Here is a 19,513-nt window from a genome sequence, read left to right on the forward strand (position 1 = left end):
CCCGGGCAGCGTAACCATATCGCCCCGTTGGAGCACTCGGGAATCACGTCCCCGGTATTCACCTACCCCGTAACGGTGTTGCTGATTACTCTCCGAATCCGACCGATTCCAGGGCGAGTTGGACAACTGGCTGGCTGGTGGGCTGCGCTGATCCACCATCCGGTTCGACGGTCACCGCGAGTGACGTCGCGTCGGTGTTCATTCCGTCGGCGACCAAGGGCGTGTCGCCGTCGAAGAGGCCCAGGGAGCGTGGTTGCACGTCGGGGCGCATGAGCCAGAGCTGATGCACCCGGCTCTTCGGGAGGTCCTCGAATCCGCTGAGGGTCACGATCGCGCTCCCCTCCTCGGCGGAAGCGATCACTCCGATTGCGTGGCCCTCGGCGTCCCGGTCGCTGGTCGTGCGGGCGTCCGGCGCGGCGAGAACGTGGGCGATCTCACTCGCCTGTGCGCGCTCGGCGGCCAGTTGGTCCTGGGTGCGTTCGGCCTGGACGGCGAAGAGGGACGCCACGACGAGTGCGGCGGCGGCCGTGACGGTGGCCAGCGGGGCGAGCAAAGAGCGCATCCGGGGCGCACGGGCGCGCGACTTCGGCGGCGGCTCGGTGCCCCACACATGCCGCGGCAGATGCTGGGGCCGCGACGGCTGGGCGCTCCAGGACTGGTTGTCCTGGGGTGTGTTGCGCACGGCGGCGAAGACGCGGTCGCGCATCGCCGCCGGGGCCGGCGCGGCCGTCGACCAGGCGAGCCGGACCGCGTCCTCGGACAGGGCGCGCACCTCGGCGGGACAGCGGTCGCAGCGCTCCAGATGCTTCTCGAAGCGGCGCCGCTCGTCGGGCTCCAGGGCGTCGAGCGCGTAGGGAGCGGCGAGCGAGTGCAGGTCCTCGCGACGGAACAGGCTCATGCCGCGCCTCCCTGGGACGCGGACGCCCCACGGGGAGCGTGCCGGGCGCCGTGGACGCTGTGCGGGAGCTTCACGACACCCCCTTGGCCGATCAGGGCGCTCATGCGACTCCTCCCAGGCATTCGCGCAGCCGTGTGAGTCCGTCGCGCATACGGGTCTTGACCGTGCCGAGGGGGCAGGAGAGCCGCTCGGCCACTTCACGGTAGGTGTAGCCGTCGTAGTAGGCGAGGGTGACGGACTCGCGCTGGAGGGTGGTGAGTTTCTCCAGGCAGTGGCGCACCCACTGGCGTTCGAGTCCGGCCTCGACCTCCTCGGCGACCTGGTCGAAGGCGGGGTGGTGGTTGCGCCGCCCCTCGCGCTGCTCACGCTCGGTGGCGGCGCGGGCGCTGCGCACCCGGTCGACCGCACGCCGGTGCGCGAGGGTGAGTATCCAGGACAGGGCACTGCCCCGGGCCGGATCGAACCGGCCCGCGGAGCGCCAGAGTTCGAGCAGCACCTCCTGAGCCACCTCCTCCGACTGCGCGGGATCCCGCACGACCCGGCGCACCAGCCCGAACACCGGGCCGGACACCAGGGCGTACAGCTCCTCGAACGCCCGTTGATCGCCTCCGGCCACTCGGACCAGAAGCTTGTCCGCCTCCACCCGCTCCCCCTCGCCTCCGGTCGTGCACGGCCATCCCCGTGCGTAGGGCATTCGCAACCGACCCACCTCCGGATGGGGTTACGGATCCGGAAGACATCCCGATCAACAAATCCCGCTCTCCGCTGAAACAACCTTTCAAACGCGCCGTAAGAACGTTTGGGATTCGACCAATCCACCCTGCCGACCGCTCCGAATGGCGTTCGTCAGGCAAGTTGGGACAGAGGACGGACGGCATGACACCTACTTCCAGGAGCGGCTCGGGACGCAGGAGCGTCGCGTCCCTCATCTGTGCATCGCTGGCCGCCGGAGGCCTCGCAGCCGCCGGCGTGACCGTGCTGGAGCCGGGGGCGGCCTCCGCCTCCAGCCACCGGGAGGCCCCGCTGATCTCGGGGGAGCCCCAGTTCGACAACACCGACGTGTACGCGTTCGTCAGCCCGGACAAGCCGGACACGACGACGGTCATCGCGAACTGGATCCCCTTCGAGGAGCCCGCGGGCGGACCGAACTTCTTCACCTTCTCCGAGGACGCGCAGTACGACATCCGCGTCGACCAGGACGGCGACGCGCAGGAAGACCTGATCTTCCGGTACTCGTTCAAGACGAAGACGAAGAACGACAAGACCTTCCTGTACAACACGGGCGTCGTGGAGAGCCTCGACGACCCGGACCTGAACATCACGCAGACGTACGACATCGAGCTCATCAAGCTGAAGAACCGCCGCCAGGTCTCCAAGACACAGCTCGCGGACGACGTCTGGGTCGCGCCGTCGAACGTCGGCAAGGCGTCGATGCCGAACTTCAAGAAGCTGCGCGACGAGGCGGTCTACAAGACGGCGAGCGGGGTGACGACGTACGCCGGTCAGGCCGACGACCCGTTCTTCCTGGACCTGCGCGTCTTCGACCTGCTGTACGGCGGTGACCTCTCCGAGGTCGGGCGGGACACGCTCAAGGGCTACAACGTCAACTCGATCGCCCTGCAGGTGCCGAGCGACGCGCTCGTCGAGTCCAAGGACCAGCCGATCGTCGGCATCTGGTCGACGACCCAGCGCGCGGGCGCCGACGGCCAGTACCACCAGGTGTCGCGCCTGGGCATGCCGCTGGTGAACGAGGTCGTCAACCCCATCGGGGACAAGGACAAGTTCAACGCGTCCTCGCCGGTGGACGACGCCCAGTTCCTGAAGAACGTCACCGAGCCGGAGCTGCCCAAGCTCATCGAGGCGATCTACAAGATCCCGGCGCCCAAGGAGCCGCGCAACGACCTCGTCGACGTCTTCCTCAAGGGCGTCGAGGGCCTCAACCAGCCGCCGCACGTGACCCCGTCGGAGCAGCTGCGCCTCAACACCTCCATCGAGCCCACCAAGAAGCCGAAGCGGCTGGGTGTGCTGGACGGCGACAACCAGGGCTTCCCGAACGGCCGCCGGCTCACCGACGACGTGCTCGACATCGCACTGCAGGTCGTCGAGGGCGAACTGGTCGACGCACCCAACGACCTGGGTGACGCGGTGAACAAGAACGACAAGAAGTTCGGCAAGTACTTCCCGTACGTCGGTCTGCCGACGGCCGGTTCGCGTGGCAAGACCGTCCAGGGCAACACCACGAACAGCGTCCGCAGCGCGATCGGCACCGGTGTCGAGAGCGGCACCGAGGACACCACGCTGATCGCCGCCTCGGCCGGCGCCGGCGCGGGCGGTGTCCTGCTCATCGGCGCGGGCCTGCTGTGGTGGCGTCGCCGGAACGACCGGGCGTACTACTAGTCCGCCCCGGCCGGGCCTCCCCCGAAGAGGCCCGGTCACCGTGACCGGCGCGGCCCGCTCGTATCCATCCCCCACGGCGGGCCGCGCCCCACGATCACCACCACCGCACTCGGCAAGGATGTTGAGGAGAGGGCATGTCCCCGCGTACGAACGAGAGCGCGTCGCAGGACGGGCATCCGCGTCCCGGCGAGGGGACTCCCGAGGACGACCGGCGTGACATCGCCGAGTCCGGCCCCGCGTCCGACGCCGAGCCCGGCCCGGAGCCCGCTCCCGAGCCCGACCGCCGGCCCGTGTCCGAGCCGGCCCGGGGGCGGCTGCTGCGGCTCACCGCGTGCGCGGCGGCGCTGGCCGTCGCGTTCACCGGGTTCGCCGTGGCGCTGGGCGCCCAGGACGACGACCGGACGGTGGCCATGTCGACCTCGCCGGGTGTCTCGGCGGCCCAGCTCGCCGGTGGCGACCTCGACACGGCGGTCGAGCGGCTCCAGGCCCATCTCAGGGAACAGCCCAAGGACTTCGGCTCCTGGTCCACGCTCGGCCTCGCCTACGTCGAGCAGGCCCGCGTCAAGGGCGACCCGTCCCGCTACCCGCAGGCCCAGAAGGCCCTGAAGCGCTCGCTGGAGCTGCGGTCGGACAACGACCCCGCACTCGCGGGTCTCGCCGCGCTCGCCGCCGCCCGCCACGAGTTCGAGGACGCGCTGCGGTACGCGGACCGGGCGCTGAAGGAGAACCCGTACAGCGAAAGGGCGTTGTGCAGCCGTGTCGACGCCCTCGTCGAACTCGGCCGCTACGACGACGCGTTGAAGGCGGTACGTCTCGCCGACACCCGCCGACCCGGCATCCCGGTCTTCACCCGGTACGCCTACGTGTACGAACTGCGCGGCGACGTGAAGACCGCCCGGCGCGTTCTGGAACGGGCCCTGCGGTCGGCGGCCACGCGGGGCGACATCGCCTACGTGGCCACCCAGCTCGGCCAACTCGCCTGGAAGCAGGGCGACCACAGGACCGCGCTCGACCACTACGCCCGCGCCCTCGGCGCCGACGACACGTATCTCCCCGCGCTGGAGGGCCGCGCCCGCGCCCAGTGGGCGAGCGGCGACAGCGCGGAGGCGATCCGCGGCCTGGAGCAGGTCGTGTCCTCCTATCCGCTGCCGGGACCGCTCGTGGTGCTCGGCGAGCTGTACGAGGCGAAGGGCGACAGGACGAAGGCGCGCGACCAGTACGCGCTGGTGGACGCCTACACCGCCATCGCCCGGTCCAACGGCGTCAACGCCGACCTCGACACCGCCCTCGCCGCCGCCGACCACGGTGACGGGAAGGCGGCGCTGCGGGCCGCCGAGGCGGAGTTCAAGCGCCGGGAGACGGTCCACACGGCGGACGCGCTCGCCTGGGCCCTGCACGTCAACGGCCGCGACGACGAGGCACTGCCGTATGCCCGCCGCGCCACCGCCACCGGCTACAAGGACGCGACGTTCCTGTACCACCGGGGCATGGTCGAGTACGCGGCCGGCGACAAGAAGGATGCCCGGGCCTCGCTGAAGGCGGCGCTCGACCTCAACGCCGGCTTCTCGCCTTTGGGCGCGGCGCAGGCCCGCAAGGCCCTGAAGGCTCTGGAGACCTCCAAGTGACCTCGCCCCGGCGCGCGTTCGCCTCCTGCTCGGCCGTTCTCCTCGCCGCCGTCGCACTCGTCCTCGTCCCCACCGGGACCGCGAGCGCCCACCCGCTCGGCAACTTCACCGTCAACCGGTACGACGGCCTGGTCGCCGCCCCCGGACAGCTGAGGATCTTCCACGTCGAGGATCTGGCGGAGATCCCGGCGACCCAGGCCGCGCCCGCCATCGAGCGCCAGGGGAGGACGAGTTGGGCCCGTGAGCGGTGCGCGACGGCCGCCGGGGGCAGTGAGGTCACGGTCGACGGGCGTGCCGTCGAGGTGACGGTGACGTCGAGCCGGGCCCAGGAGCGGCCGGGCCAGGCGGGGCTGAAGACACTGCGCGTGGAGTGCCGGCTGACGGCCGCGCTGCCGGACCGGGCCACCGACGTACGCTTCCACTCCGCCGTCGACTCCGGGCCCGGCTGGCGCGAGGTCACCGCCCAGGGCGACCGGATGACCCTGGCCGGGTCGGACGTGCCCGAGGAGTCGGTCTCCGATCAACTCACCAGCTATCCGGAGGAGTTGCTGCAGTCGCCGGAGGACACGGCGACGGCCTCCCTCCAGGTTGAGCCCGGTGGCCCGGCACTGGCCGAGCAGCGGAGCGACGCGCCCGGCGCCTCGATCCTCCCGCGTGGCGCGGACCGCTGGACCAGGGCCCTCGACGACCTGGTCTCCGGCCAGGACCTCACCCTCGGCTTCGGTGCCCTGGCCTTCGGTATCGCCCTGTTCCTGGGCGCCATGCACGCGCTCGGCCCGGGCCACGGCAAGACCCTGATGGCCGCGACGGCCGCCGCCCGCGACCGGGCCCGGATGCGCGACGTCCTGCCCATGGCCGCGTCCGTGACGGTCACTCACACACTGGGCGTCGTCGCCCTCGGCCTCCTCGTCCTCGCCGGCTCCGCCGCCGCCCCGTCCGTGATCACCTGGCTGGGCATCGCGAGCGGCCTCTTCGTGATGGGAGCGGGCGTGACCCTCGCCCGGCGCGCCTGGCTGAACCGCAAGCTGGCGCTCACGCAGGGGCAGGCCCACGGACACGGACACGGACACGGACACACGCACGGTCACGATCATGACCACGACCACGACCACGAGCACGGTCACGGGCACTCCCACAGCCACGGTCACAGTCACGGTCACGAGCACGAGCACGAGCACAGTCATGGGGAAGGGCACTCCCCCACGCACGACCACGCGTCCGAGCCAGAGCCCGAGCCCGACCGGGAACTCGTGCTCGCCCGGGCCGCGTCGCACACCCACGCGCACAGCGAGACCTCCACGCACACGCATGCCTCGGTCGCGACCCACTCGCACGCGCACGCACCGGCCAAGGCACACACCCACGACCATGACCACGACCACCAGCAGGGCCATGGTCACGCCCACGATCTCCAGCACGACCACGACCACAGCCACGACCACGACCACGCCCCCGAGAAGAAGCGCTCCCTCTTCGGCGGCGGCGTCACCCACACCCACGGCGGCTTCACGCACACCCACCCCACCGCGCCCACCCTGCGCGGCACGATCCTGCTCGGCTTCGCGGGCGGCATGGTGCCGAGCCCGTCGGCCGTGGTCGTGCTGGTCGGTGCGGCGGCACTCGGAAAGGCGTGGTTCGGGCTGCTGCTCGTGCTGGCGTACGGCATCGGGCTGGCGCTCACGCTGACGGCGGCCGGTTACGCCGTGGTGAAGGCGGGCGGCTGGGTGACGCGGGTGATGGACCGGGGCGAGGGCCGGCTCGGCGGGCCGACGGCGGCGTTGGTGCGCAGGACCGTGCCACTGGCGTCGGCCCTGCTGGTCGTCGCACTGGGGGCCACTTTGGTGTTCAGGGGGGCAACATCCGCACTCGGCTGAGCTACTTTTGTGAGGAAATCGCACGGAGTGGAGATTTCAGGCGGATGCGAGTGACGGGGGACGGCCGTGTCCGAAGAACCGGGCAGTGAACGGGTGATCGCGGGCCGCTACCGGCTGCTGACCCCGCTGGGCGAGGGCGGCATGGGAACCGTGTGGCGCGCCCGCGACGAGGTGCTGCACCGCGAGGTCGCCGTCAAGGAGGTGCGGGCGCCGGGCGGGATCCCGGTGTCCGACGTCGAGCGGATGTACGCCCGCCTGGAACGGGAGGCGTGGGCCGCCGCCCGGGTCGCCAACCGCAACGTCGTCACGGTGTACGACGTGGCCATGGAGGACGGCCGCCCGTGGATCGTGATGGAGCTGGTGCGCGGTCTGTCGCTCGCCGACCTCCTGGACGCCGAGGGCCCCCTCTCCCCGCAGCGCGCCGCCCACATCGGCGCCGAGGTGCTGTCCGCGCTGCGCGCCGCGCACGAGGCCGGGGTGCTGCACCGGGACGTGAAACCGGCCAACGTGCTCATGTCCAACGAAGGCCGCGTCGTCCTCACCGACTTCGGCATCGCCACGGTCGAGGGCAGCTCCGCGCTGACCATGACCGGCGAGGTCATCGGCTCCCCCGAGTTCCTCGCCCCCGAGCGCGCGCTCGGCCGTGCCTTCGGCCCCGAGTCCGACCTGTGGTCGCTCGGTGTGCTGCTGTACGCGGCGGTCGAGGGCAACTCGCCGTTCCGCCAGAACACCCCGCTGAGCACCCTGCGCGCGGTCGTCGACGAGGAGCTCCCACCGCCGCACCGGGCCGGTCCGCTGGCTCCGGTGATCGAGGGGCTGCTGCGCAAGGATCCGGCCGAGCGGATCTCCGCCGAGCAGGCCGAGCAGGACCTGCGCATCATCGGCGCGGGCGGCACTCCGCACTCCGACACGGTCGCGACGACCCCCTACAGCCCGACGGCGGTCACCCTCCCGAGCCCGGGCGTGAACACGGGGCCGGGCACGAACCGGTTCGGGCCGCCGACGCCGCCGCATCCGGTCCCGGCCGCCGCGCCCCACCCTGCCGCGGTGGCGACCCGCGAGCCGGACCGCAACCGCCGGGCCCTCGTCTTCCTGATCGCCGGTATCGCGGCGATCGCCTTCGCCATCGCCGGCCTCACGTACGCCCTGATCAACCGCGACGGCGGCGGGAACGACGGCAACCCCACCAACGGGGCGGGCACGGTGGGCGGCGCGAGCGAGGGGACGGGCGACGGGGGTACGGGCGAGGAGCCCGGTGGCGGCGACGACACGGGCGACGGCGGCGACACGCCGTCGGAGACACCCGACGACGAGGAGTCGACCACCGAACCGCCCGCGCAGTCCGTCGAGGTGACGGTCGAGGGCGTGCACACCGACTACTCCGGGACCTGTCCGCCGCCGGACGCCGAGGTGCCCACCTTCACCGCGACGTTCACCGTGGGCAGCGTCCCCGTGGACGTCGACTACCGGTGGGTGGCGAAGAACGGCGAGGTCGAGGATCCCGGCTGGAAGACGCTGTCGTTCTCGTCCGGCGGTGAGAGGACGAAGCGGGACCAGGTCGTCGTCTCGACGAACGGCAGCTACGCGGACGAGATCGGCGTCGAGGTCCGCGGCCCGGTGAGCACGAAGTCCAACTCCGTCGCGTTCTCGGTGACGTGCGAGACGGAGGCCCCGACCACGGGCGGGACCTCCCCCTCCGACGACGCGGAGAACCCCGGCGAGTACAGCGGCGCCGGCTCCGGCTCCGGCTCCGACTACGAGGCCGGAGCCGTGAACGGAGCCGTCAGGCCGCGTTCCTGAACACCGGCAGATAGCCGCCCGACTGCCCCGCGGCCCTCGGGTGGTACGACTCGCCCACGTTCAGCAGGTTGAGGCTGTGCAGCCACGCGCTGCCCGAGCACAGTTCGTGCCCGGTGAACGCGGAGCGGACGTCGCCGAACGTGAAGCCGTGGTCGGCGACGCGTTTGGCGATCGCGGTGTTCAGGTAGTCGGCCGCGTTGTTGATGGCGGACCGCTTGGCCTGGGAGAGGCCCGGGCAGGTGCCGCCGAGCTGGTAGAAGCGGGGATAGCCGAGCACCACCACATGGGCGGCCGGTGCCTTCGCGCTGATCGCCGAGTAGACCTTGTCCAGTTGGCCGGGGAGCGTCGAGTCGACGTACGCCTTCGCCGTGTTGATGCGCGAGACACAGGCGCTGTCGGACTGGAGGACGCAGGTGGTCATCACGTCGGCGAAGCCGGCGTCGTTGCCGCCGACGCTGACCGAGACCAGCCCCGTGCCCGCGCCGAGCGGCCCCATCTGACTCGCCAGAACATCACCCGTTCGGGCGCCCGAGCAGGCCGTGAAGTCGAAGGACGAGGGTGCGTTGGCGGTCGCCCAGAGGTACGGGTACGCCCTCGTGCTGCGCTTGCAGTCGCCGCTGGAGGAGAGGTAGCTCCCCGCGCCGACACCCGAGGAGTAGGAGTCGCCGAGCGCCACATAGCCGGTGGCGACGGCCTGCCCGGACGCCTGCGCCGTCGCGGCCCCGGTGAGGGTGGCGCCGACGGCGAGGAGGAGCGAGGTCATGTATGCCGCAAGTCGGGAACGTCTCATGGAACCTCCCTATAGCAGGATCTCTGCCTCAACCGTCGTACCAACTACGCGGGTTGATCGGAAGTGTTCATGTCAATACTTTCCCGCTCTCAACGGAACGTACCCGCCACGTTCCACCCCCGTTCGATTTCACTCGTGTGACAGAAACATGACAACGCGTCAACTCCCTTGAGCTACGCCCGTAGATCACCCAATCTGCTTATCAGCCGCGAGCGGAACGCGACGCTCCCCGGCCGTGAGTGCGATCTCGCACGCACCCCCCACAGACGCGCGCCCCACCCAGGCGTGCGCCGCCTATGAGGAGGAACACCTCGTAATGGCACACCTGCGTATCAAGAACATCCGTGTCGCCGCCGTCACCACCATGGCGACCGCCGCCCTGCTCGGCGGCCTGACCGCGCTCCCCGCCCAGGCCGCTCCGGCCGAGGGCAAGGTGCTCGCGGCCGGCTCCCCCACCGCGGTCAAGGGCAGTTACATCGTCACGCTCAAGAAGGGCGCGGGCCTCAAGGCCGCGTCGAGCGCGGGCAAGGACCTGGTCGAGGAGTACGGCGGCTCGGTGAAGCGGACCTTCAAGTCCGCGCTCAACGGCTACGCGGCCGAGCTCTCCGCCGCCGAGGCCAGACGACTGGCCGCCGACCCGGCGATCGCCTCGGTGGAGCAGGACCAGGTCTTCACCGCCGACGCCACGCAGTCCAACGCCCCGTGGGGCCTGGACCGCTCCGACCAGGCGGCGCTGCCGCTCTCCGGCACGTACACCTACCCGGACTCCGCGGGCACCGGCGTGACCGCGTACGTCATCGACACCGGCGTACGCATCTCGCACAGCCAGTTCGGCGGCCGGGCATTCAACGGCTACGACGCCGTCTCCAACGACAACGTGGCGCAGGACGGCAACGGCCACGGCACGCACGTCGCGTCCACCATCGCGGGCTCCACCTACGGCATCGCCAAGCAGGCGAGGATCGTGGCCGTGCGCGTGCTGAACAACGCCGGCTCGGGCACCACCGCCGGTGTCGTGGCGGGCATCGACTGGGTGACCGCGAACCACAGCGGCCCCTCGGTCGCCAACATGTCGCTCGGCGGCGGCGCCTCCACCGCCATCGACACGGCCGTCCGCAACTCGATATCCAGCGGCGTGACCTACGCCGTCGCGGCCGGCAACAGCAGCGCCAACGCCTCCTCGTACTCCCCGGCCCGCGTCACCGAGGCGATCACGGTCGGCGCCACCACCAACACGGACGCCCGGGCGAGCTACTCCAACTACGGCTCGGTCCTGGACATCTTCGCCCCGGGTTCGTCGATCACGGCCGGCTGGTACACCAGCGACACCGCGACCAACACCATCTCGGGCACCTCGATGGCCACCCCGCACGTCGCGGGCGCGGCCGCCGTCTACCTGGCCGGCCACACCTCGGCCACCCCGGCCCAGGTCGCCTCGGCCCTGACCGCCGGCGCCGTCACCGGCAGGGTCACCAGCCCGGGCACCGGTTCCCCGAACCGTCTGCTGCAGATCGTCCCGTAACGGCGACCGCCTCACCGTGAACCGAGGTTTCCCCGGAGGCGCACGTCGCCTCCGGGGAAACCTCGTACCCGGCCGAGAACGTCTTCGCCGATACGTCACAACCGGCCGTACGGGCCCGTAGCGTGTCTCCACGTATTGACTCCCCCGCGCCCGCTGAGCGACATTGAAGCCCGGCATCCGGCGCTTCAGGGGGCAAAGTCGCCAATGCAGACCTTGGGTATCAAGCCAGCTTTGTCAGGCAGTGGCGGACCACTGCTGGCGGGCGTGGCCGCGGCCGTGGCGGGGGTCGGCGCGGTGCTCGCGTTCGCCGACGCGGACTCGGTGCTGCGCGGCCCGTTCACCCTGTTCTTCCTTCTTGTCGCGCCAGGAGCCGCCATCGGGGCAGTGCTGCGCGGGCTGGATCCGTTCGGCCGGGTCGTGACGTCCGTCGCGGGCGCGATCGCGGTGAACCTCCTCGTCGCCCAAGGCATGATCGCCACCCACTCGTGGTCGATGACCGGTGGGATCGCGGCCGTGACCGTGATCAGCTCGCTCGTTCTCCTGCCGAGTCTGGTACGGCCCCTGCGCGGCCGTACGAAGAGAAGACGGACCTGAGACGTGGACATCAGTGTGTACCGCCCCGGCGAGCTGACCGCCGCCGACCGGGCGGCCTGGACCGCTTTGCAGTCGAAGGCCCATCTCCACGGCGCGCCCGAGCTCGCGAACCCGTTCCTCTCCCCGGAGTTCGCCCTGGCGGTGGGCCGCTGCCGGCGCGGGGTGCGGATCGCGGTCGTCCGGGAGGGCGGCGAACCGGCCGCCTTCTTCCCGTACCAGAGATCCGCCGTCGGAGTGGGCAGAGCCGTCGGTCTCGGCCTCTCCGACTGCCAGGGCGTGGTCCACCGCCCCGGCTTCACCTGGGACGCCGAGGCGCTGCTGCGGGCCTGCGGGCTCTCGGTGTGGGAGTTCGACCATCTGGCCGGGGGCCAGACGCCGTTCGCGGCGCATGTCACCGGCACCTTCCCGTCCCCGGTCATGGACCTGGAACAGGGCTACGAGGCCTATCTCGGCCAACTGCGCGCCGACTCGCCGAAGTTCGTCCGCTCGACGCTCGCCAAGGAACGCAGGCTCGGCCGCGCGGCGAGCGAGGTGCGCTATGTGCACGACGAGCGCGACCCGAGGGCCCTGCGCACACTGATGGCCTGGAAGTCGGCGCAGTACCGCAGGACAGGTCGCAGCGACCGCTTCGCGCACCCGTGGATCACCCGGCTGGTGCACCACCTCTTCCACACCCGCTCCGACTCCTTCGCCGGCCAGCTGTCCGTGCTGTACGCGGACGACAAGCCGGTCGCGGCTCATTTCGGGCTGCGCTCCGAGCGGGTGCTGACATGCTGGTTCCCGGCGTACGACCCGGCGTTCGCGAAGTTCTCGCCGGGTCTGCTCCTGCATCTGCACATGGCCGAGGAGGGCGCGGCCGACGGCATCGCCTACCTGGATCTGGGCCGGGGGCAGAAGCAGTACAAGGATTCCCTGAAGACGCGGGAGATCTCCGTGTCGGAGGGGTGGGTCACCCGACGCCATCCGGTGGCACTGGGACACCGGGCTCGCCGAGCCCCGGTCCGGGCGCTGCGGAACGTGGTGTTGGCACGACCGGAACTGTTCGAACCTGCCGACAAAATGTTGAAACGGATCGGGAGAATCCGGTCGAGAGGTCAGGTAACGGACACAACAACAAAAACGTGAGGCCTAGTAATAGGTCTTGCCATACGGGCTCAATCATCAATACCGTCGTACATCCACCCGCATCGGTCCGTCAGCACTTGCTCCAAGGGGAGGGCTCGAGGAGCGCGACGGCCCCGGCGCGGGGCGCGGTAGGGGGGTGCCGTGCTCGGTGACCACACCGTTTACCGAGTCGTGCCGCGCGACCGACTGCCGAGTCGCGACAGTCGGCCGGTTTTGCCAGCTCACCCGGCATGCACGGAGATCGACTTCGGCATGCCATGAGTGAGAACCCCCCTTTCGAACAGGCCGGACCACCCAGGGGCGGGTGGTTCACCGGACGAGAGGGATCAGACTCATGAGCTCAGTTCTGCGCCCGGCGATATCCGCATCCGAATCCGATACCACCAGCGCCGGGCCGCCGGCGCTCGCGAAGTACCGGCCGATCTCCAACCACCTGGCCATCGCGCCACCGGTGAGTGTGGTGATACCCGCCATGAACGAGGCGGAGAACCTTCCGTACGTCTTCAAGACACTGCCGGGCTGGATCCACGAAGTGGTCCTGGTCGACGGCAACTCCACCGACGACACCGTCGAGGTGGCCCGCGAACTGTGGCCGGACGTCAAGGTCGTCCCGCAGCAGGGCAAGGGCAAGGGTGACGCCCTGATCGCCGGCTTCGAGGCGTGCACCGGCGACATCATCGTGATGATCGACGCGGACGGCTCGGCCGACGGACACGAGATCGTCTCGTACGTCTCCGCCCTAGTCTCGGGCGCCGACTTCGCCAAGGGCTCCCGCTTCGCCAACGGCGGCGGCACCGACGACATGACCCTGATCCGCAAGTTCGGCAACTGGGCGCTGTGCACCACCGTGAACCGCAAGTTCGGCGCCCGCTACACCGACCTGTGCTACGGCTACAACGCGTTCTGGCGGCACTGCCTGGACAAGATCGACCTCGACTGCACCGGCTTCGAGGTGGAGACCCTGATGAACATCCGGGTCGTCAAGGCGGGCCTGAAGGTGCAGGAGATCCCCAGCCACGAGTATCTGCGCATCCACGGCGCGAGCAATCTGCGGGCCGTGCGCGACGGACTGCGCGTACTGAGGGTGATCCTGCACGAACGCTCCAACCGGCGTGCGCTGCGCCGCCGTTCGCACGCGACGATGCTCACCGCAGGCCGGGGAGAGTCGTCTTGAACGAGCCGGCCGTCTCGGTCGTCGTCTGTGTGTACACCGAGGACCGCTGGGAGGACATCCTCGCGGCGGTCGCCTCGGTGCGCGCCCAGTCCCGGCCGGCCCTGGAGACGCTCCTGGTGGTGGACCACAACCAGGCCCTGCTGGAGCGTCTGACCAGGGAGTACAAGGAGCACCGGGAGAGCGGCGCGGTGCGCGTGCTCGCCAACGCGGGCCCTCGCGGGCTGTCCGCGGGCCGCAACACGGGCATCGCCGCCTCCCACGGGGAGATCATCGCCTTCCTCGACGACGACGCCGTCGCCGAACGGGACTGGCTGCGGTACTTCGTCGAGGGGTACACCGACCCCCGGGTCATGGCCGTCGGCGGCCGTACGGTGCCCGCGTGGGCGTCCGGCCGCCGCCCGGCCTGGTTCCCGGAGGAGTTCGACTGGGTGGTGGGCTGCGCCTACAAGGGTCTGCCCGGCGGTGTCGCCGAGGTCCGCAACGTGCTCGGCGGCAACGCCTCGTTCCGCCGCACCGCCTTCGACGCGGCCGGGGGCTTCGCCACGGGCATCGGCCGCGACGGGGACAAGCGCCCGCTGGGCTGTGAGGAGACGGAGCTGTGCATCCGCCTCTCCCGGGCCAGACCGGACGCGGTCCTGCTGCTCGACGACCGGGCGGTGATCCACCACCGGGTGCCCGACGCGCGGATGCGCTTCGGGTACTTCCGCACGCGTACGTACGCCGAGGGCCTGTCGAAGGCGCTGGTGGCGCGGAGCGTCGGCGCCGGCAAGGGGCTGGAGTCGGAGCGCCGGTACACCACCCGGGTGCTGCCCGCCGGCGTGGCGCGCGGTCTGCGTGACGCGCTGCTCGGCCGCGCGGGGGGCGCGGGACGGGCGGGCGCGATCGTCGCGGGGGTGGCGGCGGCGGCCGGGGGGTACGTTGTCGGGAGCGTCCGGGCCCGCAGGGGCGATGTCACGTTCTCGGTCGGCGAGATTCCGGGCGGCGCGGCCGGCAAGGGGGGCGAGGGGGGCTCGTCATGACGGGAACGACGGGGACGGCGGCGGCAGCCGTACCGATCCTGATGTACCACGCGGTGTCCGCCGCGCCGAACGAGGCCACCCGGGACCTGTCGGTGTCCCCGGAGGCGTTCGCGGAGCAGATGGCGCTCATCGACGACCTGGGCCTCACCCCGGTCGGCACGGCGGATCTGGCGGCGAGTTGGCGTCTGGGCCGCCCGCTCCCCGCCCGGCCCGTGCTGGTCACCTTCGACGACGGTTACGCGGGCGTGCACCGGCACGCCCTGCCCGTCCTCGCCCGGCACGGCTTCGCGGCCTCGCTGTTCGTCACCACGGCCTGGATCAAGGGCCCGTACGACAACGGCGACGCCCTCGACACCATGCTCGGCTGGGACCAGGTGCGCGAACTCTCCGACCACGGCGTGGAGATCGGCGGGCACAGCCACACCCATCCGCAGCTCGACATGCTGGACGACGACCGGCTCCGGTTCGAGCTGCGGCGCTGCCGGCAGATCGTCGCCGACGAACTGGGCACCCGGCCGGTCTCGTTCGCGTACCCGTACGGCTACTCCAGCCGCCGGGTGCGCGTCGCGGTGCGGGAGACGGGGTTCGCCCAGTCGCTCGCGGTCGGCAACGCGCTCGCCCGGCGCGCGCAGGGCCCGTACGCGCTGCGGCGGGTCACCGTACGGCGCTCGACCGGCATCGCGGAGTTCGAGCAGCTCATCGAGGGCCGTGCGATCGCCCGCACCTTCGCCCGGGACCGTGCCCTCACCAAGGGGTACGCCATGGTCCGAAGAGCACGACAGGTCCGGAAGGCCATCCGTTCCCGTGTCTGACACGACGACCACCACGGCACACGAGGCCGACAGCACCGAGCCCGAGGAGACCGAGCGGCGGTCCGGCTCCGTCCGCGGGCTGCGACTGCCCGGGCTGGGCAAGAGGGCGGGGGGCGACCAACTGTTCCGCAACGCCTATGCCCTCATGCTGAACACCGGTATCTCGGCCGTGCTGGGCCTCGGTTTCTGGCTGGCCGCCGCCCGCTACTACACCGAGGCCTCGGTCGGTCAGGGGTCCGCCGCGATCGCCGCGATGAAGCTCCTCGCCGGGCTCACCGCGCTGGCGCTGACGGGCGCCCTGGCCCGGTTCATCCCGGTCGCGGGGCGTGCCACCGGCCGGCTGATCTTCCGCACGTACGCGGGCAGTTCGGTGATCGTGGCGCTCGCGGCGGGCGTGTTCCTGCTGACGCTGGGGGTGTGGGGGTCGTCGTACCGGTTTCTGCACGATCCGCACAACGCCGTGTTCTTCGTGCTCGCGGTGGTCGCCTGGTCGGTGCTGACGCTCCAGGACGGGGTGCTCACCGGGCTGCGCAGCGCGGTGTGGGTGCCGGTCGGCAACACCGTGTTCTCGGCGGTGAAGCTGGTGCTGCTGGTGGTGTTCGCCGCCGCGATCCCGACCATGGGCGTGTTCGTGTCCTGGGTCGCGGCGATCGCGATGTCCGTGCTGCCGCTGGGCTGGCTGGTGTTCCGGCGGCTGATCCCCAAGCATGTGAAGGCCACCGCGGAGCACGCGCACCCGCCGTCGCTGCGGGAGATCGGCCGTTTCCTCGCGGGCGACTACACCGGCTCGCTGTTCTCGCTCGCGGTGGTCTATCTGGTTCCGGTGATCGTCGCCGCCCAGGTCAGCTCCGCCGACAACGCGTACTTCTACATCACCACCACCATCGGCGGCACGGTCAACCTGCTCGCCATCAACATGGGCGCCTCGCTGACCGTCGAGGGCGCGCACGATCCGGCCCGCCTCGCCGCCAACACCCGGGCCGCGCTACGGCGGATGGCCCGGATCATGCTGCCGGTGTGCGCGGTGCTGTTCTTCGGGGCGCCCTGGATCCTTGCCGTCTTCGGACAGGCCTACGCGGACGCGGCGACCCCGCTGCTGCGCTGGTTCGCGATCGGCGCGGTCCTGCGGGTCGTCATGGAGACGTACTTCGCGGTGCTGCGCGCCCAGAGCCGCACGGCCGGACTCGCCTGGCTGCAGGGCCTGCTGTGCGCCCTCGTCCTCGGCCTGACCCTGGTCCTGCTCCCCCGCATGGGGCTGACCGGCGCGGGCGTCGCCGAGATCTCCAGCCTCGCGGTGATCGTGCTGATCGCCGCGCCCCGGCTGTACCGGATCCTGCGCGCCGCCGGGCCCGCCGAGGTGCCCGCGGACGCGCCACCGGACGGCGACCTCGCCGACCTGGGCCGGGTGGCCTCCGCCGCGAAGAAGCAGAGCGGCGCCTGGAGCCGGCGTCTCGACTCCGACACCCTCGCCCTCGGCATCCATCTCGACTTCGACCACCTGGAACGCCGCCCGGACGTACGGCCCGGCCCCGGCACCCCGCCCACCGGAACGGCGTCCCCGCGCAAGGACCACCGGCCGGCCTGGGCCCAGGACCGGCCGACCCGTCCGCTCAAGCTGCCGCCCGCGCTGGGCCTGCCGGTGGAGGCCCGTGAGCCGGGCTCGGAGTCGTCCCTGGGCCCGGCGGAGGTCCCGGAGGTGGACGCGCCGTTCGAGGAGGCCGTACGGGAACCGGCCTTCCGGGAACCGGCCTTCGTGAGGAAGGCGGAGGCACCGGAGAAACCCGACGTGGAAGCCCCGGTCCAGGAGGCCCCGTCCGCCGAGGAGGCACCTCGGGTGCCCCTGCGCGAACGGCTGCCGCACCCCACGATCACCGGTGCGGTCCTCGGCTTCCTGCTGCTCTCCGCGCTCCTGCTCTACTGGGTGCCCGCGCTGACGCTGGACGACTCCGACCTGGACCGGATGGGCGGACTCGGCCTGATCTCCGTGCTGCCCGCGCCGACGCTGGTCGGGGCGGCGCTGCTGGCCGCGGTGTTCGCCTCGCTGCTGTGGCCGGCCCGCGAGCACCGCGCGCTGCTGCTGGTCACCCTGCTGGCCACCGTGTTCTCGCTGCACGCGCTGCCCGCCGTGATCGAGGCCGAACCCCGGTTCGCGACGGCCTGGCAGCACCTGGGCTTCATCGACTACATCGACCGCACCGGCTCGGCCGTACCCGACCTGGACGCCCGCTGGAGCTGGCCGGGCTTCTTCGCGGCGGCCGCGTTCGTCGCCGAGGCCTGCGGGATCACCGACTTCACCGAGATCATCCGCTGGTGGCCGACCGCCATCCAACTGCTCTATCTGCCCCCGCTGTTCCTCCTCGCCCGCCATATGCGGGCCGGCTGGCGCGCCCGGTGGACGGGCATCTGGATCTTCGTCCTGAGCAGCTGGGTGGGCCAGGACTACTTCTCCCCCCAGGGCTTCACCTACCTCCTCTATCTGGCCTTCGTCGCGATCCTCCTGGTCTGGTTCCGCGCCCCGCACATGCTGTGGGGCACGGTGCGCCCCGGCGAGGCGGAGGTGGAACCGACGGACCGCCCCCGGCGCGCGGTCCTCCTGATGGTCCTGATCGCGCTGTACGCGGCGACGGTCCCCGCCCACCAGCTCACCCCGTTCGTGATGCTGGGCGTCCTCGCGGCCCTCGTCCTGATCGGCCGCTGCGAACTGCGCGGCCTGCCCATCCTGTTCGCCGTGCTGGTCGCGGTCTGGGTGGGCTTCCTGGCCGAGCCGTACTGGTCCGGCCACTTCGACGAACTCTTCGGCGGGGTCGGCGGCGTGGGCGGCAACGTCACGTCCTCGGTCTCCGGCCGTATCGGTGAAGGCAGTTCGACGCACAAACTCGTCCTCTACGCGCGGGTGGCCCTCGCCGGCACGGTCATGCTCCTGGCCTGCTACGGCTTCTGGCGCCGCCGCGCGAACAAGTACCGCGAACGCTCCCTGCTCGTCCTGACCTTCGTACCGTTCCTGGGCTTCGGCATGCAGTCGTACGGCGGTGAGATGGCCCTGCGCGTCTTCATGTTCGCCCTGCCGGGCGCCGCGCTGCTGGCCGCCCTCGCCCTCTTCCCCCGCACCGGCGTGACCGCCGAGGAGCGTGACAAGGACCGGGTGAGCCTCGCCCCGCTGGCCGCCCTCGTGGCCGGCCTCGTCCTCATCGGCGGCTTCCTGATCGCCCGCTGGGGCAACGAGCCCTTCGAGCGCGTCCGCCCGGGCGAGGTCGCCGCGATGGAGTACGTCTACGCCCATGACGACCCGACCGTACGGCTCCTGTGGCTCAGCGACGATCCGGTGAACAGCGTGACGCCCGCGATGCCGTGGGGCGCGCGGGACATGGAGAAGGTCGAGTACGTGCCGACGCTCGCGCCGAGCGACCCGGTCCTGGTGTCGGGCCTGGCCAAGGCGCTGAAGAACGCCGGCGCCCACTCCTATCTGATCGTCAACCGCAGCCAGGTCACCTCGCTGCAGATGGACTCCGGCTACTCCAGGAACTGGGAGCCCCGGCTCATCCGGAACCTCGACGAGCGCGACGACCTCAAGCGGGTCTTCTCCAACGCCGACGCCACGATCTTCGCCCTGCGCGACCAGACCGGAAAGGCCCCGGCCCCCGACCCCGGCCCGATCGGCCCCCAGGTCACCTGGACCCCGTGGTCGGTGGTGGGAGGCCTGGCCGCGATCGCCCTGATCGTCCTGCTGGGCACCCGCGAGGTCGTCCGCGTGGCCGTGCGGCCCGGCGTCCGCCAACTCCGCCGGCTCCAGAGCAGCTTCTGGTTCAGCCTGCCCATGCTGGCGCTGTTGCTGGCGTCGTTGGTACAGCGCTTCTTGACGATGGGCTCGCCATAGCGCCCTGAA

General features: G+C 71.2%; 14 protein-coding genes. 11 read left to right on the forward strand and 3 right to left on the reverse strand.

Translation table 11 applies throughout. The features are described from left to right. Positions 1-85: 85 nt before the first annotated feature. Both OG202_RS11120 and OG202_RS11125 read right to left on the reverse strand, forming a co-directional pair. Positions 86-898 (reverse strand): anti-sigma factor, encoded by an 813-nt coding sequence (locus tag OG202_RS11120; protein ID WP_328222652.1) that lies wholly within the window; start codon positions 896-898, stop codon positions 86-88. A 100-nt stretch (positions 899-998) separates the two neighbouring features. Then, positions 999-1,541 (reverse strand): sigma-70 family RNA polymerase sigma factor, encoded by a 543-nt coding sequence (locus OG202_RS11125; protein WP_326585891.1) that lies wholly within the window; start codon positions 1,539-1,541, stop codon positions 999-1,001. 233 nt (positions 1,542-1,774) lie between these two features. On the opposite strand from OG202_RS11125, the gene OG202_RS11130 reads away from it, so the two are divergent. The 4 genes from OG202_RS11130 (at position 1,775) to OG202_RS11145 (ending at position 8,594) form a co-directional block, all read left to right on the forward strand. Beyond that, complete coding sequence (locus tag OG202_RS11130) at positions 1,775-3,295, forward strand: DUF4331 domain-containing protein (protein WP_326583878.1); 1,521 nt, start codon at positions 1,775-1,777, stop codon at positions 3,293-3,295. Positions 3,296-3,429: 134 nt separating this feature from the next. Then, complete coding sequence (locus tag OG202_RS11135) at positions 3,430-4,920, forward strand: tetratricopeptide repeat protein (RefSeq protein WP_328222653.1); 1,491 nt, start codon at positions 3,430-3,432, stop codon at positions 4,918-4,920. Then, positions 4,917-6,794 (forward strand): nickel transporter, encoded by a 1,878-nt coding sequence (locus OG202_RS11140; RefSeq protein ID WP_328222654.1) that lies wholly within the window; start codon positions 4,917-4,919, stop codon positions 6,792-6,794. The genes OG202_RS11135 and OG202_RS11140 overlap by 4 nt, the downstream gene beginning before the upstream one ends. Before the next feature lie 66 nt (positions 6,795-6,860). Continuing rightward, on the forward strand, positions 6,861-8,594 hold the full coding sequence (locus OG202_RS11145; protein WP_328222655.1) for a serine/threonine-protein kinase: 1,734 nt from the start codon (positions 6,861-6,863) through the stop codon (positions 8,592-8,594). Here OG202_RS11145 and OG202_RS11150 read toward each other — a convergent pair. Further along, positions 8,578-9,384: an SGNH/GDSL hydrolase family protein gene (locus tag OG202_RS11150; RefSeq protein WP_328222656.1), complete on the reverse strand. Its 807-nt coding sequence runs from the start codon at positions 9,382-9,384 to the stop codon at positions 8,578-8,580. The genes OG202_RS11145 and OG202_RS11150 overlap by 17 nt on opposite strands. Positions 9,385-9,700: 316 nt before the next feature. Here OG202_RS11150 and OG202_RS11155 point away from each other — a divergent pair, with 316 nt between their 5' ends. The 7 genes from OG202_RS11155 (at position 9,701) to OG202_RS11185 (ending at position 19,504) form a co-directional block, all read left to right on the forward strand. After that, entirely contained in the window at positions 9,701-10,906 is a 1,206-nt protein-coding gene (locus OG202_RS11155) for a S8 family peptidase (protein ID WP_326583873.1), read from the forward strand. A gap of 231 nt (positions 10,907-11,137) precedes the next feature. Beyond that, positions 11,138-11,500 carry a hypothetical protein gene (locus OG202_RS11160; protein WP_405893094.1) on the forward strand — a complete coding sequence of 121 codons (363 nt, stop codon included), beginning with the start codon at positions 11,138-11,140 and terminating at the stop codon, positions 11,498-11,500. Positions 11,501-11,503: 3 nt separating this feature from the next. Next, positions 11,504-12,625, forward strand: coding sequence for a GNAT family N-acetyltransferase (locus OG202_RS11165; protein ID WP_328222657.1), 1,122 nt, complete (start codon positions 11,504-11,506; stop codon positions 12,623-12,625). Positions 12,626-12,959: 334 nt separating this feature from the next. Next, the gene (locus tag OG202_RS11170) at positions 12,960-13,799 is read left to right on the forward strand and encodes a glycosyltransferase family 2 protein (RefSeq protein WP_327730426.1); all 840 of its coding nucleotides are present in this window, start codon (positions 12,960-12,962) and stop codon (positions 13,797-13,799) included. Continuing rightward, a complete protein-coding gene (locus OG202_RS11175; protein WP_327730425.1) occupies positions 13,796-14,818 on the forward strand; it encodes a glycosyltransferase in 1,023 nt (340 codons plus the stop codon). The genes OG202_RS11170 and OG202_RS11175 overlap by 4 nt, the downstream gene beginning before the upstream one ends. Then, positions 14,815-15,630: a polysaccharide deacetylase family protein gene (locus tag OG202_RS11180; RefSeq protein ID WP_326583867.1), complete on the forward strand. Its 816-nt coding sequence runs from the start codon at positions 14,815-14,817 to the stop codon at positions 15,628-15,630. The genes OG202_RS11175 and OG202_RS11180 overlap by 4 nt, the downstream gene beginning before the upstream one ends. After that, positions 15,623-19,504 carry a lipopolysaccharide biosynthesis protein gene (locus tag OG202_RS11185; protein WP_327730424.1) on the forward strand — a complete coding sequence of 1,294 codons (3,882 nt, stop codon included), beginning with the start codon at positions 15,623-15,625 and terminating at the stop codon, positions 19,502-19,504. The genes OG202_RS11180 and OG202_RS11185 overlap by 8 nt, the downstream gene beginning before the upstream one ends. Positions 19,505-19,513: the final 9 nt, after the last annotated feature.

It is taken from the genome of Streptomyces sp. NBC_00310 (assembly GCF_036208085.1).
GTDB lineage: Bacteria > Actinomycetota > Actinomycetes > Streptomycetales > Streptomycetaceae > Streptomyces.

Bases quoted from the DNA above. Each gene is read 5' to 3' on its own strand.
- OG202_RS11120 (WP_328222652.1), bottom strand. From the start codon at position 898: ATGAGCCTGTTCCGTCGCGAGGACCTGCACTCGCTCGCCGCTCCCTAC.
- OG202_RS11130 (WP_326583878.1), top strand. From the start codon at position 1,775: ATGACACCTACTTCCAGGAGCGGCTCGGGACGCAGGAGCGTCGCGTCC.
- OG202_RS11135 (WP_328222653.1), top strand. From the start codon at position 3,430: ATGTCCCCGCGTACGAACGAGAGCGCGTCGCAGGACGGGCATCCGCGT.
- OG202_RS11150 (WP_328222656.1), bottom strand. From the start codon at position 9,384: ATGAGACGTTCCCGACTTGCGGCATACATGACCTCGCTCCTCCTCGCC.
- OG202_RS11155 (WP_326583873.1), top strand. From the start codon at position 9,701: ATGGCACACCTGCGTATCAAGAACATCCGTGTCGCCGCCGTCACCACC.
- OG202_RS11170 (WP_327730426.1), top strand. From the start codon at position 12,960: ATGAGCTCAGTTCTGCGCCCGGCGATATCCGCATCCGAATCCGATACC.
- OG202_RS11180 (WP_326583867.1), top strand. From the start codon at position 14,815: ATGACGGGAACGACGGGGACGGCGGCGGCAGCCGTACCGATCCTGATG.